Below are 17,701 nucleotides of genomic sequence, written 5' to 3' on the forward strand. Positions count from 1 at the left end.
ATGCTATATTACCTTTTCACATATCTCAATAAAGAATTTCATCTTCCGGGATCGGGAGTATTTCAATATATATCATTCCGCACAGCGATGGCGGTTATCTTCTCATTGTTCATAACTACCGTTTACGGAAGCAGGTTGATCAGATTTTTGAGAGCCCAGCAGGTCGGTGAAACGGTTCGTAACCTCGGGCTGGAAGGCCAGATGCAAAAACAAGGCACCCCAACAATGGGTGGACTAATTATTTTGCTCGGTATCCTGGTGCCGACGTTATTGTTCGCCAAGCTGGATAATATCTATGTTATCCTGATGATCGTAACCACGGTATGGACAGGTATAATCGGCTTTGTTGATGATTATATTAAGGTTTTTAAGAAAGACAAAGAAGGCTTAGCGGGACGTTTTAAGATTATGGGGCAGGTTGGTCTAGCCCTTATCATCGGCTGGACAATGTATTTTCATCCTGATATCGTAGTCCGCCAACAGGTGACCTTGCCGACAACCAATACCGCGCCGCTTGAAGTGCAGCAGCGCGGAACCGATTATTACTTCACGCAGAACGTCAAGTCGACCAAAACAAACATTCCATTTTATAAAAATAATGAGTTCGATTACGCCAAGGTGCTGAAGTTTATCGGTCCTGGTTATGAGAAATATGCCTTGCTTGTATTTCTCATTTTTGTAATCGTGATCATTACCGCTGTTTCAAACGGTGCAAACATAACGGATGGAATTGATGGCCTGGCCACGGGAACATCGGCGATAATAGGGATTACCCTGGCAATACTAGCGTATGTATCCGGCAATACTGTAATAGCCGATTACCTGAACATTATGTATATCCCAAATTCGGGTGAACTGGTGGTTTTTGCGGGCGCGTTCGTTGGTGCATGCGTCGGCTTTTTATGGTATAACTCTTATCCGGCCCAGGTTTTTATGGGCGATACGGGAAGCTTAGCGATCGGCGGGATTATTGCCGCGTTCGCGATCATGATTCGTAAAGAATTGCTGATTCCGATTCTTTGCGGAATTTTCCTGATCGAAAATTTGTCTGTCATTATACAGGTATCATATTTCAAATACACTAAAAAGAAATTTGGGGAGGGAAGAAGAATATTTCTGATGTCGCCGCTGCATCACCATTATCAAAAAAAGGGTTATCACGAGTCCAAGATCGTTACCCGTTTTTGGATCGTCGGAATTATCCTGGCAGTTATCACGATTGTAACGCTTAAACTACGTTAATGAACGAGAAGAAACTCATAGCTATAATAGGCGCCGGCGAAAGCGGAACGGGTGCTGCTATTCTTGCTAAAAAGCAGGGCTATGAAGTTTTCGTATCTGATTTTGGAGAAATTGCGGAGGTGTACAAGCGGGAGCTTTCTGAGAATTCTATCCAGTTTGAAGAGAAAAAGCATTCGGAGGATACCATATTCCAGGCTGTTGAAGTAATAAAAAGTCCAGGTATCGCAGACAAGGCGCCGATAATAAAAAAATTGCAGGCCAGAAATATTCCTGTGATCTCGGAAATTGAATTTGCAGGCAGATATACCCAGGCTAAAATGATCTGCATAACTGGTTCGAACGGTAAATCAACCACGACATTGCTTACCTATCACATTCTAAAAAATGCCGGATTAAATGTCGGTTTGGCTGGAAATATCGGTAAAAGCTTTGCCAGGCAGGTCGCGCATGAAAATTTCGAATGTTACGTTCTGGAGATTAGCAGCTTCATGCTCGATAACATGTACCAGTTTAAAGCCGACGTTGCGGTTTTACTAAACATTACCCCCGATCACCTTGACCGATACGATTACAAAATGGAAAATTACATTGCTTCCAAATTGCGTATTGTTCAAAATCAGCAAGCTGATGACGTTTTTATTTACTGTGAAGATGATCCTGAAACGGTAGCAGCGCTTAAGCATTGCAATCTTAAATCAAAAGACTATCCATTTAGCATACAGAGCAAGCCTGTTGAAGGAGCTTATCTGGATAATAACCAATTAATCATTAACCTGAAAAATCAAAATCAATTCACCATGTCAATCAACGAACTAGCTTTACAGGGCAAGCACAACATTTACAATTCAATGGCTTCAGGAATTGTAGCAAAGGTGCTTGAGCTGCGCAACGAATCCATCCGCGAAAGCATGGGGAATTTTAAAAATATTGAACACCGGCTGGAGCATGTTGCCCGGATTTCAGGTATCGATTTTATAAACGACTCTAAAGCCACGAATGTCAATTCAACCTGGTACGCTCTTGAAAGTATGACGACAGATGTTGTCTTGATTCTTGGCGGAGTGGATAAAGGGAACGATTACAACATGCTGAAAGACCTGGTAAAGAGTAAAGTTCGCTCCATCGTTTGCCTTGGCAAAGATAACAAGCGTATTCACGATGCATTTGAAGACGACGTAGATGTAATCGTAAATACGTTTTCAGCTCATGAGGCCGTAAATATGGCCTACCATATGGCCCGTAAAGGCGACACTGTTTTACTTTCGCCGGCATGTGCAAGCTTCGATCTTTTCAGAAATTACGAAGATCGCGGCAACCAGTTTAAAAAAGCAGTAATGGAACTCTAAACGTATAAACTATGAATCAGCTTATACAAAACATGCTTAATAAGACCAAGGGCGATCGCTGGATATGGCTTATCGTGATCCTTCTTTCCATTTGGTCGTTGCTGGCAGTTTACAGTGCTACAGGAACGCTGGCTTATAAACGCGGTGTAGGTACGGAGGCTATCCTGATGAAGCACTTAATGTTTGTAGTGGGCGGTTTAGCGTTGATGTATTTTTCGCATTTGCTTGATTACAAGTATTACGCCGGAATTTCTAAGCTGCTAATGGTAATTACGATCCCATTGCTGCTGTATACTTTGCTTTTTGGCGCTAACGTGAATGAAGCGAGCCGCTGGGTTACTATTCCGTTGATTAACCAAACGTTCCAGACTTCCGATATGGCTAAACTGGCGCTGATTACTTTTCTTGCCAGGACCTTAACCCGGAAACAGGAAAATATCAAGGATGTAAAAAAAGCCTTTTTGCCGATTATGGGTTCGGTTTGCGTGGTATTTATTTTGATCGCATTAGCTAACCTTTCAACGGCTCTGATGCTGTTCGGCGTAAGTATTTTGCTGCTGATCATCGGACGTATCAGCGTAAAGCAAATTGCGATTGTCTGTCTGGGTGGCTTGGTGTTGCTTACGGCAGTGGTTTTTTTAGGGCCGCGACGTAAGACTTACGTATCCCGTATCGAGGTATTTATGCATCCCGAAAAGGCAGATCCTGATAAATCGTTCCAGGCAAACCAGTCGAAAATTGCGATTGCTACCGGCGGTATTATGGGTAAAGGGCCAGGCAATAGTACTCAACGTAATTTTTTACCGCATCCGTACTCCGACTTTGTTTATGCACTGATTATCGAAGAATACGGACTTGTCGGCGGTCTGGCACTCGTTGTTTTGTACCTGTTGTTTTTGTGGCGTTGCATATTGATTGTCACACAAAGTCCGAAAGCATTCGGTGCACTCCTTGCGGCAGGACTAAGTTTTAGTCTCACCATACAGGCATTTGCCAATATGGCGGTTGCCGTGGGTTTAGGACCTGTAACGGGTGTTCCGCTGCCTTTAGTAAGTATGGGAGGAACTTCGATCCTTTTCACTAGCGTGGCATTCGGAATTATTCTTAGCGTTAGCCGCGATATTGATGAGAAAAAAGCGGACAGCACAACATCTGATAAAGAAAAGAATAAAGAGAAAAAAGTAATCATTGGAGAAATTCCAGCGATGGCTTAATTGATATATGGCACTAAAAGTAATCATAAGCGGTGGAGGTACTGGCGGACATATTTTTCCGGCGGTTGCAATTGCGAATGCTTTAAAGCGTTTGCAGCCCGACATTGAATTGCTTTTTGTTGGCGCCAACGGACGAATGGAAATGGAGAAAGTTCCCGCGGCCGGTTACCAGATCATCGGTTTGGATATCCAGGGATTTCAACGGAAATCTTTATTGAAGAATTTGCTTCTTCCAATAAAAATCGTGAAGAGCTTATTAAAGGCCCGCTCTGTTATAAAAAATTTCAAACCCGATGCGGCTGTCGGCGTGGGAGGATATGCTTCCGGGCCATTGCTTTATGCAGCTTCCGGGTTAAAAATTCCGTACCTAATCCAGGAGCAAAATTCCTATGCGGGAGTTACGAATAAGTTGCTGGGGAAAAAGGCCGAAAAAATATGTGTCGCTTTTGATGGCATGGAAAAGTTTTTTCCGGCTGACAAACTGATCCTGACAGGAAATCCCGTAAGGAAAGATTCGGTTGATTTTGAAGGTAAGAAGGAAGAGGCCTTGCAGTTTTTTGAACTTTCCGCGGAGAAAAAAACAATTCTTGTCATGGGCGGCAGTCTTGGAGCCGGAACATTGAACAAAACTATGCAGGCCGGCCTTGCGAGGTTAATAGAAGCTGGAGTGCAGTTGATCTGGCAAACGGGCAAAGTGTATTACAAAGGAATCATTGAACAGTATGGAAATCAGCCAAAGGATCTGGGAATAAGGATCGTTGAATTTTTAAACAGAATGGATCTTGCTTACGCCGCTGCAGACGTTATTATTTCAAGAGCGGGCGCCGGAAGCATTGCTGAGCTTTGTATGGTCGCAAAACCATTGGTACTGGTTCCTTCGCCGAATGTCGCGGAAGATCATCAAACTAAAAATGCAATGTCGCTGGTCAGTAAAAACGCAGCAATATTGGTAAAGGATGCGAATGCTGAATCGGAGATTATTGACCTGGCGCTGGATCTGATTTTAAACGAAAAAAAAGGAGAGGTGCTGAGCGACAACCTAAAGTCACTTGCTTTGCCGGAAGCTGATATAATTATTGCAAAAGAAGTACTAAAAATAGCGGAAAGAAAAGTTGATTAGCCGAAGCGTAATGAAACTGGATAATATTGAAAAGGTATATTTAATCGGCATCGGTGGTATCGGGATGAGCGGACTGGCACGGTATTTTAAAAACCGTGGCTGCTTTGTTGCCGGTTACGACCGTACCGCAACGCCTTTGACAGATCGACTGATTGATGAAGGTATGGATATCAGTTTCGTTGATTCGGCAAAAAGCATTCCGGACGCTTTTAAAATTGCCGATAACGAGCGCGTTCTTATTATTTACACGCCGGCAATACCTGGCAGTTCGCCGATTTTAAATCATTTTAAAAACGCCGGCTTTGACCTGAAAAAACGTTCGCAGGTGCTGGGTATCATAAGTGAGGGAATGTTTACAATCGCTGTAGCCGGAACTCATGGAAAAACCACGACCTCCAGCATGGTCGCTCATTTGCTTCGTAGTAATGGAAATGATTGCACAGCATTCCTGGGGGGCATTGCAGCGAATTATAAAACCAACTTTTTAATCGGAAGCAACAATGTAATGGTTGTTGAAGCGGATGAATATGATCGGTCTTTTTTGACACTTCACCCGGATATTGCCATTGTAACAAGCATGGACGCCGATCACCTGGATATTTATGGCGATGTAAATCACCTGGAAGAATCCTTCAAATTGTTTGTTTCTCAAATAAAGGAGGACGGCGATTTGATTAACCACTCAAGCCTGCCATTAGTGAATGGGCTCACTTATTCTTCAGAAGGCAATGCCGATATAAAAGCAAAGAATATACGCATTGAAAACGGTAGCTTTTACTTCGATTTTGTAAGTAATGGTGTGCTTATAGAAAATATTCATATAGGCTTGCCGGGAATTCATAATATCGAAAATGCAACCGCGGCTATACAAGCGGCTTTGTTTTTGAAAATCGAACCGGCGGGAATCAAAGAGGCATTGGGCAGTTTTAAAGGGGTCAATCGCCGTTTTGAATATATCGTTAAGACAGACAAACATATCTACATTGATGACTATGCGCATCATCCGGAAGAACTGAGAGCTTGCATCACTGCAGTGAAAAGCTTATATCCTGATAAGAAGCTTACCACGATTTTTCAACCGCATTTGTTTAGCCGCACGCGTGATTTTGTTGGTGGTTTTGCAGAAGTGCTGGCAATGACCGACGAACTGATCTTACTTGATATTTATCCCGCAAGGGAACTTCCGATTGAAGGCGTCACGTCGGAAATGCTGCTGAATAAGATTAACCTGGCTGACAAGAGCTTGCAAAGTAAGGAAGGCGTATTGGAATATGTCCGTGACGCAAGGCCGGAATTGCTTCTTACGGTTGGTGCCGGAGACATTGATACATTGGTTAAACCTTTAAGAGACATTCTGAATCATGCTTAAGCGGATTAACTGGAAAGCGATTTTATTTGGTTTTATCTGGCTCGTTAGCCTAAGCGGACTTGTTGTACTCATGAGTTTCGTCAATGCTAAAAAGAACGAAGTGAGATGTACCGATCTTAAAGTGCTGATACCGGGTAGTGGAAACCTGGTTGAACGCACCGAGGTTGACAAAATTTTGCTTGAGAATCAGGGGCCGCTCGTGGGAAGGCTGCTTGAAAAAATAAACATTCAGCAACTGGAAAAGGCGCTGAGATCAAATCCGTTTATTGAAAACGCCCGGGTTTACGCCGATATGAACGGGGTGATTAGCGTGCAGGTAAGTCAGCGCGTGCCGGTTCTGCGAATTTTAAATTACACAAACCAGGATTTTTATATTGATAAAAACGGATTAAAAATGCCTGTCTCACCAAATTTCACTGTACCTGTGCTGGTTGCAAACGGAAGCATTATGGAAGATTTTTCCGGAAAAGTTGATACGCTTAAAACTAAAATAGCCCGTGGTCTGTTCGCAACGGCAGTTTTCATAGAAAAGGATTCGCTTTGGAACAGCCAGATAGAGCAGCTGTACGTAAATGATAAAAAGGAAATAGAGATGATCCCGAGAGTTGGCAATCACCGCATCATTTTAGGTGATGCTGATTCATTGGAAAATAAATTCCGGAACCTTATGGCATTTTACAAAAAAGCGCTTCCAAAAGTGGGATGGGATGCATATAAAACGATCAGCATAAAATATGCTGACCAGATTGTTTGCGTGAAAAATACGGCGGCTGATAGCGCCAGGATGGACAGCATGGCAGCCAATATAATTATCGATCAGCTTAAAAAGGCAAATGCCGCTGACAGTTTAAACGAGAAAAAAGATTCAACAAGTAATATAACGCATTAATTATGGAAAAAGGTGCATCTACACAGGCCAAAAGTTCCCCAATTGTAGTTGGATTGGATATAGGAACAACCAAAATTTGTGTAACCGTTGGACGCAGAAGTTCGCACGGAAAAATTGAGATTTTAGGAATAGGAAAGGCGGAATCGGCCGGCGTTACACGTGGTGTTGTGTCAAATATTCAAAAAACTGTTCAGGGTATTTCCCAAGCAGTTGATGATGCCAGCTCGCAATCGAATGTAGACGTGAAAATTGTAAATGTTGGTATTGCAGGACAGCATATCAAAAGCTTGCAGCATCGTGGAATTCTGACAAGGAAGGACCTTCAGAATGAGATCCAGCGGAAAGATATTGAAAAGCTGATCGAGGACATGTATAAACTGGTGATGCCTCCTGGAGAAGAGATCATCCATGTTTTGCCGCAGGAATTTACCGTGGACAATGAGCCGGGAATTAAAGATCCGATCGGGATGGCAGGCGTACGTCTTGAGGCTAACTTTCATATCATTTCGGGGCATGTAAGTGCTGTTAAAAACATCCTGAAATGCGTAAGCAATGCGGGATTGGAAACCCAGGAGCTGATCCTTGAGCCTCTGGCCTCCTCCGAGTCGGTATTAAGCGACGAAGAAAAGGAAGCTGGCGTTGTATTGGTTGATATTGGTGGTGGCACAACTGATTTAGCCATTTTCCACGAAGGCATTATTCGTCATACGGCCGTTATTCCGTTCGGTGGAAACAGTGTAACGGAAGATATTCGCGAAGGTTGTTCAGTAATGCGTAACCAGGCTGAATTGCTGAAAACTCGCTTTGGTTCAGCTTTGGCCGATGAAAATAAGGAAAATGAAATTATCTGCGTTCCGGGATTGCGTGGCCGCGAACCAAAGGAAATCTCTGTAAAAAACCTTGCCTACGTTATCCAGGCACGGATGGAGGAAATCATCGAACACGTTTATTACGAAATCAAAGCATCAGGTTACGAGAAGAAATTGATTGCGGGTATCGTGATCACTGGTGGAGGCTCACAACTAAAGCATTTACCACAACTTGTTGAATATGTTACGGGATTAGATTGCCGCGTCGGTTACCCAAATGAACACCTCGCAAAGAATGAAACCTTGCCAAAAAATATTTATGAAGATTTGAGAAGCCCGATGTTTGCAACCGGTATCGGTTTGCTCATTAAGGGGATACAAAAAGCTGAGGAAGTGGAAGAAATGCTGAAACAGCCGGGTGTTTATATGGAGAAGCAAAAGCCTGTTGAAAAGAGTAAAAAATCGTTTGGCTTGTTTGATAAATTACTCCAAAGCGGTGCCAAATTTATCAAGGACGATATCAAGGATGAGGATTATATCCGATAATTTTCAACAACAGGAAAGTTTTCAACATTCTTAACAATTGTGGAAAACCCTTGTGCAAAATTCTCTAATATTACGTTTGGAAGATAGTACACATGAACGAAATCTACTTAATTCATTATTAACGATATGCAGTTTGAAATGCTCAAAGAAAAATCATCGATCATCAAAGTGATCGGTGTTGGTGGTGGCGGTGGCAATGCCGTTAATCATATGTACAGGCAGGGGATTACCGGTGTCGACTTTATAATTTGTAACACCGATGCCCAGGCTCTTGAGTTAAGCCCGATACCTAATAAAGTTCAGTTAGGTGCAAGTTTAACAGAAGGAATGGGTGCCGGATCTATACCTGAGGTTGGGAAAAACTCTGCTATTGAGAATATTGATGATATTAAGCAGATGCTTGGGAACAACACGAAAATGTTGTTTATCACTGCCGGAATGGGCGGTGGAACAGGAACCGGTGCAAGCCCTATTATAGCTAAAGCAGCTAAAGAACTTGATATATTAACCGTCGGAATTATAACCACCCCGTTTTCATTTGAAGGAAAGCGCCGTAAACTACAAGCGGAGGAAGGCTTAAATGAATTCAAGAAATATGTGGATTCATATCTGGTAATTTCAAATGACAGGTTGCGTGAAATTTTTGGAAATCTTACGCTTAGTTCCGCGTTTGCTGAAGCTGATAACATTTTAACTACGGCCGCGAAAGGAATCGCAGAGATCATCACCATTCCCGGTTATATAAACGTCGACTTTAAAGATGTTCGTACCGTGATGCAGGAAAGCGGAGTTGCTATAATGGGTAGCTACTCGGCTGAGGGTGAAAGCCGTGCCTTGCGTGCGGTTGAAGGAGCGCTTGCTTCACCGTTGTTGAAGGATAATGAAATTGAAGGCGCTCGTTATATTTTATTAAATATCAGTTCAGGGTCGAAAGAAGTTTCGATGGACGAAGTGAGCATCATAACAGATTATATCCAGCAGGAGGCAGGTTTAGCTGCTGATCTGATCTGGGGAAACTGTATTGATGAAAATCTGGGTGAAAAGATATCTGTAACGATTATCGCTACCGGATTTCAAACCAAGGAAGAGCGTGAAGTTGAAAAGAGCCAGCAGCGTAAAGTTTCGATGCTGACACCGGATAATACGCCGCTTATTAAACCGGTGCACAATTCATTTATTGAAGAAGCACAGCCGGAGAAGGCAGCCGAGCCGGTATTGAAACCCCAGGTTCGTGAACCTCAGGCGGATCTATTTGGTGGCGGTTATACTTCACAGCCAGAGCCGGTAAAAGCTGATAACGAGCGGGTAGTAAAGCATAATCTTATAGAGGAAGAAAAAGAGCCTGTCGCGCCGGTTGAACCAGTGTTTGAATTTGGTTTGAAAATTACTGAATCAGAGTTTTCGTTCAGCGAGACTATAAACGAAGTAAAGGAAGTCGAAACTCCAGGATTCGAGTTCCAGCAACCCGAGCCGGAATTGCCAACACCGCAGGCATATAATCCTGACGAAAATAAAACTGACGAATCGATCGAAGAACAGCTTCGGAAATCTAAGGAACGTATTCTTCGCCTGAAAGATTTGAGCATGAAGTTACGTTCTGCAAATGGCTTGCAGGAGCTTGAAAATGAGCCAGCATATAAACGCAAGCAAATGTCATTACAGCAGGTGCCGCATTCATCGGAATCGCAGGTTTCACGTTTTACTTTGTCTAACGAAGAAGGGATTACCGAAATCCGCCCTAATAACTCTTTTCTGCATGATAATGTAGACTAATTATCACAACAAAGAAGAAGCCTTTACAAACATTGTAAGGGCTTTTTTAGTATTTATATCTAGGATTGTGAACCAGTTTTGAAAACGGTTTATTTTTATGTAAAGTAATAAATCGTAAATTTGCATTCCTTTTTTATTAACTTAAATAACAGAGCGTTGGATTTATTCGAAAAGATTTCTAAAAATATGGGCCCTCTCGGCCAGCACCTTAAATGGTCTCATGGATATTTTTCATTTCCTAAGTTAGAAGGTGATATAGCCCCTCATATGAAATTTCGGGGAAAAGAACATTTGGTATGGAGCCTGAATAATTACCTTGGTTTAGCAAACGATCCGGAAGTGCGCGAAGCGGATGCTAAAGCCGCTGCAGAATTCGGGATGGCTTATCCAATGGGTGCGCGCATGATGTCGGGTAACTCAAACCACCATGAGGCGCTTGAGAAAGATCTTGCCGAATTTGTAGGTAAACAGGATGCGTTTCTATTGAACTATGGTTACCAGGGAATGGTTTCTATCATTGATACGCTGGTTGATCGCAATGATGTAGTTGTATATGACGCTGAGTCGCACGCATGTATCATAGACGGCGTTCGTCTGCATATGGGTAAACGTTTTGTTTATCAGCACAACGATATCGACAGCTGCCGCAAACAGCTTGAAAGGGCTACAAAACTTGTTGAACAAACTGGGGGCGGTATCCTTGTAATCACCGAAGGTGTTTTTGGAATGTCAGGAGCGCAGGGGAAATTGAAAGAAATTGTCGATCTGAAAAATGAATTCAATTTCCGTTTGCTTGTTGACGACGCGCATGGATTCGGTACAATGGGAAAAACAGGAGCCGGTACACACGAAGCCCAGGATTGTATTGACGGCGTTGACGTTTATTTTGGAACGTTCGCAAAAGCAATGGCCGGGATTGGCGCGTTTGTCGCGTCGACAGAAGATACTGTTAATTACCTTCGTTATAATATGCGTTCTCAAACCTTCGCTAAATCATTGCCAATGCCAATGGTATTGGGATTACGTAAGCGTTTGGAACTATTGAAAGGTCGTCCGGAGCTTAGAGAGCGGTTGTGGACGGTAGCTATGGCATTACAGAAAGGATTACGTGAAAAAGGTTTCGATCTTGGCGCTACGAATTCGATGGTGACTCCGGTATTCGTGAAAGGCGAATTGAGTGAAGCCACAGCGATCACTATGGATCTACGTGAAAATTACGGTATATTTTGTTCAATAGTAGTTTATCCTGTAATTCCTAAAGGCCTGATTGAGCTTAGAATAATTCCAACAGCTATGCACACGCTGGAAGACGTTGAACGTACAGTAAGCGCGTTCTCAGAGGTAAAAGAGAAATTAAATCAGGGCTTTTATAAAGAGATGAATCCTGCGTTAAGCGTGTAATCTGAATAAAGATACAGAACCCGGTCCAGGCCGGGTTTTTTTGTTTTCGGTTGATAAAAAATGTGGAAAAATAATTGATAATGGGACTTTATTTTATAAAAGGAACTATTTCTTTTTACAAAAAAAGCCTTTACATTAGCTTAAAGCATTAATTAACAAAACCTCATCAAACTAAAGAGTAACTGAAAATGAAAAAATTTAATGAAGTGAAAAGCCTGATTGCCAGCCTTGAAGCTGATGCCGACAAATTTTACAACAAAGGTAACAGTGCAGCAGGAACGCGTGTACGAAAAGGCATGCAGGATTTAAAAAACTTGGCTCAGTCTATCAGACTTGAAGTTCAGGAATCAAAAAACAAAGAAACTGCAAAGAAATAGCCAGTATCAGATATAAAAGTAAAATGCCCGTTATTGCGGGCATTTACTTTTATAAGAATTTTACAAGTTCCTTCGCAATGAGCTGGGAAGTTTGATCGCTAGCCGGTACCAACGGCAGACGTACGAAATTTTTACATATTTCCCGTTGCTGTAATGCAGCTTTTACACCAGCCGGATTTCCTTCCACAAAACACAAACGGGTAATTTCAAGTAAGTCGAAATGTGCCTGCCTTGCTTCAGCAAATTTTCCGTCCAGGCATAAATTAACCATATCAGAAAGTACTTTAGGTAAAGCATTGCCGACAACCGAGATAATTCCCGCTGCTCCCATAGCTATCAGGGGCAACGTCACCGGGTCATCACCCGAAATAAACAGGAAATCCTCTGGCTTATCTCTAAGAATCTCACTGAACTGTTCGAAATTTCCAGCAGCCTCTTTTATGGCGATGATGTTGTCAAAGTCATGAGCAAGGCGTAAGGTTGTTTGCGATGTCATATTTGAGCCTGTTCGTCCCGGCACATTATAAAGTATGACAGGAAGCTCTGATGCCTCGGCTATTGCCTTATAATGCTGGTAAATGCCTTCCTGCGTTGGCTTGTTATAATAAGGGCTTACAGAAAGCACCGCGTCAAAGCCAGCGCTGTCAAAGCCTTTAATAGCGTCAATGATTTCGGTTGTGTTATTTCCACCAATTCCGGCGACAATGGGAACACGGCCCGCAACTGTTTCTGAAGTAAAATCCCAAATGTCCTTCTTTTCTTCCTTAGTTAAGGTAGCGGTTTCGCCGGTTGTGCCTAATGACACCAAATAGTTTACACCCCCGTCAATCTGGAAGTCGATAAGTTTTTTAAGCCCCTGGTAATCAACGGAGCCATTTTCGTTGAACGGAGTAACTAGTGCGACTCCGGTTCCATAAAATTTGTTCATTTGGTTTATTCAATTATAGCCGAACTGAAAATCGGCGCGCAAATTTAAAGTATTATTTAATCATCTCTAAAACATCCTGCTCGGAGATAATAGGAATGTTTAATTTATTTGCTTTTTCAAGCTTTGATGGGCCCATGTTATCGCCTGCTACAACGTAGTTTAATTTGCCTGAGATACTGCTAAGAATTTTTCCGCCATTCGATTGGATCAGTTCAGTAAGTTCTTCTCTGCTGAAACTTTCAAATACACCGGATATAATAAATGATTTTCCTTCCAGCTTATCGCTCGCCAGCACCACCGGTTGATCATCCGATTCAAATTGCAGTCCTGCCTGCCTTAATTTTTCAACCTGCTGGAGATGTTTGACATCTTTAAAATACTCAATGATACTTTCTGCGATCCGATCTCCGATCTCGTCAACGGATGTAAGTTCCTCAAAACTGGAATTGATCAGACTATCGATATTCCTGAAATAAGAAGCGATCTTTTTAGCTACGGTTTCGCCGACGTAACGGATACCCAGTCCGAAAAGAACTTTTTCAAAAGGCATTTGCTTGGAAGTTTCGATACCTTCCAGCATGTTACTGATGGATTTCTCACCGAACCGTTCCACGTTCTTTAGATCATCACGCCGTTCATAAAGCGTGTACAAGTCACTGATATGCTCGATAAGGCCGTTGCGATAAAAGGCTTCGATGGTCTCATTACCTAAACCGTCGATATTCATTGCCTTACGGCTTATGAAATGCTGTATTTTTCCAACGATCTGAGGCGGACAGGCTTCATCGTTTGGGCAATAATGAACTGCTTCGCCTTCTTTGCGGATGAGGTCTGTTCCGCATTCCGGGCAACAGGATGGATAGACCATTTTAGTTGCTCCGTCAGTTCGTTTCAGTGTATTCACACTGATGATCTTCGGAATTATTTCACCACCTTTTTCAACAAATACGGTGTCCTTCTCGTGAAGATCGAGTCTTTCAATTTCGTTAGCATTATGTAAGGTAGCGCGTTTTACGGTTGTTCCGGCTAACAAAACCGGCTTCAGGTTGGCAACCGGAGTTACAGCACCGGTTCTGCCGACCTGGTAGGTAACGCTTTCCAAAACTGTTTCTACCTGCTCGGCTTTGTATTTGTAGGAAATAGCCCATCTTGGCGACTTAGCCGTAAACCCAAGTTCATGTTGCTGCGCGTAGCTGTTTACTTTTAAAACAATCCCGTCAATATCATAGCTAAGATTAAAACGATTCTTGTCCCAGTAATGAATAAAGTCTAATACCTCATCAATGTTTTTACAAAGCTTGTTGTGTTCGCAGACATGAAATCCCCAATTCTTAACTGTATTAAGGCTTTCCCAGTGTGTTTTAAACAATTGCTTTTCGGTATAAAGGAAGTATAAAAAGCAGTCAAGTGGTCGACGGGCAACTTCCTTCGAATCCTGCAGTTTCACGGTGCCAGCGGCAAAGTTTCGTGGATTAGCGTATGGAATTTCACCTTTTTCGATTCGCTCATTATTTAACCGTTCAAAAGCCGCACGGTGCATAAACACTTCGCCCCGGATTTCAAATTCATATGAATAACCGCTGCCTTTTAGCTGCTTGGGAATTTTGTTGATGGTCTTGATATTGGTTGTTACATCGTCGCCTTTCGAACCGTCGCCCCTGGTTACCGCTCTAGCTAGTTTCCCATCCTGGTAAGTAAGACTCATCGACAGGCCATCGAACTTTAACTCACAAACATACTCAAAGTCGTTGCCGATGGCTTTACGTACCCGTTCATCAAAATCCTTTAAATCTTGTTCGCTGTAAGTGTTTCCCAGCGATAGCATGGGCCACCGATGTTTGACTGTTTTAAACTCTTTGGTAATCTCGCCGCCAACTTTTTGCGTTGGCGAATCCTCATTCTGAAATTCGGGATGATTTTTTTCAAGCTCAGCCAGTTGCTTCAGTTTCTGGTCGAATTCAAAGTCAGAAATTGTTGGCTGGGCAAGTACATAGTAATTGTAGTTATGCTGATTAAGTTCAATAACCAGCGCTTCCATGCGGTCTTTAATATCAGAAATCGACATGCAACGAAGATAAATATTTCGTTATGATTGTGTGATGTAAACTTGAATTTAGCAGTTCTGGAAACCCACTTAAAACGTTTGCAATGCCGATGAAAACGAACCGTTCGGCAATAAATCGGAAGAAAGGTAATTATTCGTTTGTTTTTAATTCGCGTCTAGTGCCAGTTCAAATATATAGTTCATCACTTCTTAGATTCGCATGGTAAATTGCATTTCCACTTTGAATATCTTTGCCGGCAGTAAATTTATCGTCTAGCACAAACTTTTATGTTTAAAGCCTTTGGGCAATTGCCATCCGGTTCCAGGTTAAGCCGTATTAAAAGATCGCCTCATTATAGGTCAGGTGCGTTTCAAAATCAGGAACCAACGGATGTGATGCTGAAAACCGCATCGTTTTTCAAAGTAATGCTTGATTTTTTAAACAAGCCGAAAAATACACAGCCATCGGCCGAACTTCCATCCGTTAACACAGATTTAAGAAAGCTTGAGAACGGCAAAATCAATATCGTTTGGTTTGGGCATTCTTCTTATCTGCTCGATGTAAATGGCATAAAATTGCTTATCGATCCGGTTTTTAGCGGGCATGCGTCACCGTTTGATTTTTTTGGAAAAGCTTTTCCCGGAAGCAATACTTACCAGGCTGATGACATGCCTGATCTGGACGCCGTTATTTTAACGCATGATCATTATGACCACCTGGACTATGAGACAATTTTAAAGCTTAAATCCAGGACCAGGCATTTTTTTACCTCACTTGGCGTTGGTTCTCATTTGGAATATTGGGGAATAAAACCGGCTTCGATAACCGAACTGGATTGGTGGGAAAGTGTAAAAATTACTCATTCTATCGAGCTTACAGCGGCACCAGCCAGGCATTTTTCAGGTCGTGGGATAAAACGGTTTCAAACGCTCTGGTCGTCTTTTATCTTGAAAGCCGGGGATTCAAAAATCTTTCTTGGAGGCGATTCTGGCTATGATGACACTTTTAAGCAGGTTGGCGAAAAGTATGGACCGTTCGATATTGCTTTGCTCGAATGCGGGCAATACGGGGATAGCTGGCCCTATATCCACATGACGCCGGAAGAAACCGTTCAGGCAGCCATCGACTTAAAGGCACAGGTTTTGATGCCTGTACACTGGGCGAAATTTACACTGGCGCTTCATTCCTGGCATGATTCCGCTGATCGTGTAACGGCTGAGGCAAAAAGGAAGAATCTAAAAACTACTACACCTTTAATTGGCGAAATTGTAACACTTCACGAATCTTATCCCAACAAGAGATGGTGGGACATTAATCATTAATCTCCGATTCTATCTGGTCGAAAATTAACTGGTAATCTTTTAACAAGACCTCCTGGTAAGCATTAAAAGTATCCGTTAATTGTGATTTCTGAGCAATCGTAAATGGCTTGTTCCAAAGGCGCATGCATATCTTTTCAAGCGCGTAGGTGATACTTTCATAGTCACTGTAAGAATGAAGATAGGCTGAGGAAATAAACTCTTCAAAAAAGTCAAAAAAACTGTTCGTGTGAAAAATCTGGTTAACCTTTAAAAAATTGTCGACTTTCTTGCTGTTTACGGAAGCGATTAATGTGTAAAAGTTATGTGCATCCAGTTGATTTTGTGTGATTAATAGACTATCAAGCATGAGTTCCAAACCTATATGCGCCAGGAATGAGGGGCGAACGGGAGAGTCGGTAATTAACGGCGCGATTGCCGTTCGTATTTGCTGCGTGTGCCTGTAGAAAAAATCCGAAGAATGGAAGTAAGCGTCTACGGCTAGGTGCCGGTTCCATCCTTCTAAAATGTTATTCAGATCCTTATCTGCCCGCAGAGCTGCATGATGACGGTTGGGGTGGATGACCCATTTTTTGTTCGCATTTTTTAGAAGGTCAGGCAGTACCATTCCCAGTATCCTTTCGGGATTGGTCACTTCGCGATCAAAATAGTAATGCGACAAAAAGTTCATTAGCTGCAATATACGAATTATATAGCTATAATGCCCTGTAACATAGCGTATTGTAAAAGTATGATGGTTTTTGCATCGTTAATTTTACCGCTTTCAAGCGCTTTTTTTGCATCCTCAAATGTTAGTTCGAGCGTTTCAACATCTTCACCTTCATTCTCCAGTCCACCGCCGGCAGAAACGTTTAAATCAGGGCTATACCGCCCCACATAAAAATGCATTAGTTCGGTCAATGACGCAGGCGACAAGTATGCTTCGTATATCTTCCTGATTTCAGAAATACGGTAACCGGTTTCTTCTTCTACTTCACGGATAATGGTTTGTTCCGGAAGCTCGCCTTCATCGATTAATCCCGCACAAGCTTCGATCAGCGTTCCATCATTGTGCTGACGCAGGTATACCGGCAACCTGAACTGCTTGGTAAAAAGAACGGTCTTACGGGATTCATCATAAAGCAAAATACTTGTACTGGCTCCGCGCCGGTAAACTTCCCGTTTCTGGCTTATTTCCTTGCCCTTGGAATTTGTTCTTTTAAATGAAACTTCCTCGAGCTTGTACTTTTTATCACTTAGCGTTTTGGTATCAGTTATTTCAATTCCGGCCATGACTTTATAACGTAAACGAACGGTATGGGGTTTTAATTGATTCTCCTATCT

15 protein-coding genes are annotated in these 17,701 nt (G+C 42.4%); 11 read left to right on the forward strand and 4 right to left on the reverse strand.

Features of this window, described 5'->3' with window-relative positions; translation table 11 throughout:
- The 10 genes from mraY to GS399_RS17540 all read left to right on the forward strand — a co-directional run bounded on the left by mraY (window position 1) and on the right by GS399_RS17540 (window position 12,086).
- Complete coding sequence (gene mraY, locus GS399_RS17495; protein WP_160845952.1) at window positions 1–1,242, forward strand: phospho-N-acetylmuramoyl-pentapeptide-transferase; 1,242 nt, start codon at window positions 1–3, stop codon at window positions 1,240–1,242.
- Window positions 1,242–2,588 (forward strand): UDP-N-acetylmuramoyl-L-alanine--D-glutamate ligase, encoded by a 1,347-nt coding sequence (gene murD, locus GS399_RS17500; protein WP_160845953.1) that lies wholly within the window; start codon window positions 1,242–1,244, stop codon window positions 2,586–2,588. The genes mraY and murD overlap by 1 nt, the downstream gene beginning before the upstream one ends.
- Window positions 2,589–2,599: 11 nt before the next feature.
- Window positions 2,600–3,802, forward strand: a complete 1,203-nt coding sequence (locus GS399_RS17505; RefSeq protein WP_202409497.1) for an FtsW/RodA/SpoVE family cell cycle protein — start codon at window positions 2,600–2,602, stop codon at window positions 3,800–3,802.
- Between the two features lie 7 nt (window positions 3,803–3,809).
- Window positions 3,810–4,922 (forward strand): undecaprenyldiphospho-muramoylpentapeptide beta-N-acetylglucosaminyltransferase, encoded by a 1,113-nt coding sequence (murG, locus tag GS399_RS17510; RefSeq protein WP_160845954.1) that lies wholly within the window; start codon window positions 3,810–3,812, stop codon window positions 4,920–4,922.
- Window positions 4,923–4,932: 10 nt separating this feature from the next.
- Complete coding sequence (gene murC, locus GS399_RS17515) at window positions 4,933–6,291, forward strand: UDP-N-acetylmuramate--L-alanine ligase (RefSeq protein ID WP_160845955.1); 1,359 nt, start codon at window positions 4,933–4,935, stop codon at window positions 6,289–6,291.
- The gene (locus GS399_RS17520) at window positions 6,284–7,180 is read left to right on the forward strand and encodes a cell division protein FtsQ/DivIB (protein ID WP_202409498.1); all 897 of its coding nucleotides are present in this window, start codon (window positions 6,284–6,286) and stop codon (window positions 7,178–7,180) included. Before murC ends, GS399_RS17520 begins: the two co-directional genes overlap by 8 nt.
- Window positions 7,181–7,182: 2 nt before the next feature.
- The gene (gene ftsA / locus GS399_RS17525; RefSeq protein WP_160845956.1) at window positions 7,183–8,535 is read left to right on the forward strand and encodes a cell division protein FtsA; all 1,353 of its coding nucleotides are present in this window, start codon (window positions 7,183–7,185) and stop codon (window positions 8,533–8,535) included.
- Between the two features lie 126 nt (window positions 8,536–8,661).
- The gene (gene ftsZ / locus GS399_RS17530) at window positions 8,662–10,308 is read left to right on the forward strand and encodes a cell division protein FtsZ (protein WP_160845957.1); all 1,647 of its coding nucleotides are present in this window, start codon (window positions 8,662–8,664) and stop codon (window positions 10,306–10,308) included.
- A gap of 156 nt (window positions 10,309–10,464) precedes the next feature.
- Window positions 10,465–11,709 (forward strand): aminotransferase class I/II-fold pyridoxal phosphate-dependent enzyme, encoded by a 1,245-nt coding sequence (locus GS399_RS17535; protein ID WP_160845958.1) that lies wholly within the window; start codon window positions 10,465–10,467, stop codon window positions 11,707–11,709.
- 188 nt (window positions 11,710–11,897) lie between these two features.
- Complete coding sequence (locus tag GS399_RS17540; protein ID WP_160845959.1) at window positions 11,898–12,086, forward strand: BF3379 family histone-like protein; 189 nt, start codon at window positions 11,898–11,900, stop codon at window positions 12,084–12,086.
- 49 nt (window positions 12,087–12,135) lie between these two features.
- Here GS399_RS17540 and dapA read toward each other — a convergent pair whose 3' ends face one another.
- Both dapA and ligA read right to left on the reverse strand, forming a co-directional pair.
- On the reverse strand, window positions 12,136–13,014 hold the full coding sequence (gene dapA / locus GS399_RS17545) for a 4-hydroxy-tetrahydrodipicolinate synthase (RefSeq protein ID WP_160845960.1): 879 nt from the start codon (window positions 13,012–13,014) through the stop codon (window positions 12,136–12,138).
- Between the two features lie 52 nt (window positions 13,015–13,066).
- On the reverse strand, window positions 13,067–15,079 hold the full coding sequence (gene ligA, locus GS399_RS17550) for an NAD-dependent DNA ligase LigA (RefSeq protein ID WP_160845961.1): 2,013 nt from the start codon (window positions 15,077–15,079) through the stop codon (window positions 13,067–13,069).
- Between the two features lie 267 nt (window positions 15,080–15,346).
- Between ligA and GS399_RS17555 the strand changes: the two genes are divergently transcribed.
- Window positions 15,347–16,381, forward strand: a complete 1,035-nt coding sequence (locus tag GS399_RS17555; RefSeq protein ID WP_160845962.1) for an MBL fold metallo-hydrolase — start codon at window positions 15,347–15,349, stop codon at window positions 16,379–16,381.
- Here GS399_RS17555 and GS399_RS17560 read toward each other — a convergent pair.
- Window positions 16,371–17,048 carry a hypothetical protein gene (locus GS399_RS17560; RefSeq protein ID WP_160845963.1) on the reverse strand — a complete coding sequence of 226 codons (678 nt, stop codon included), beginning with the start codon at window positions 17,046–17,048 and terminating at the stop codon, window positions 16,371–16,373. The genes GS399_RS17555 and GS399_RS17560 overlap by 11 nt on opposite strands.
- A gap of 17 nt (window positions 17,049–17,065) precedes the next feature.
- A complete protein-coding gene (locus GS399_RS17565; RefSeq protein WP_160845964.1) occupies window positions 17,066–17,650 on the reverse strand; it encodes an NUDIX domain-containing protein in 585 nt (194 codons plus the stop codon).
- Window positions 17,651–17,701: the final 51 nt, after the last annotated feature.

The organism is Hufsiella arboris, assembly GCF_009834875.1.
Taxonomy (GTDB): Bacteria; Bacteroidota; Bacteroidia; order Sphingobacteriales; family Sphingobacteriaceae; genus Hufsiella_A; species Hufsiella_A arboris.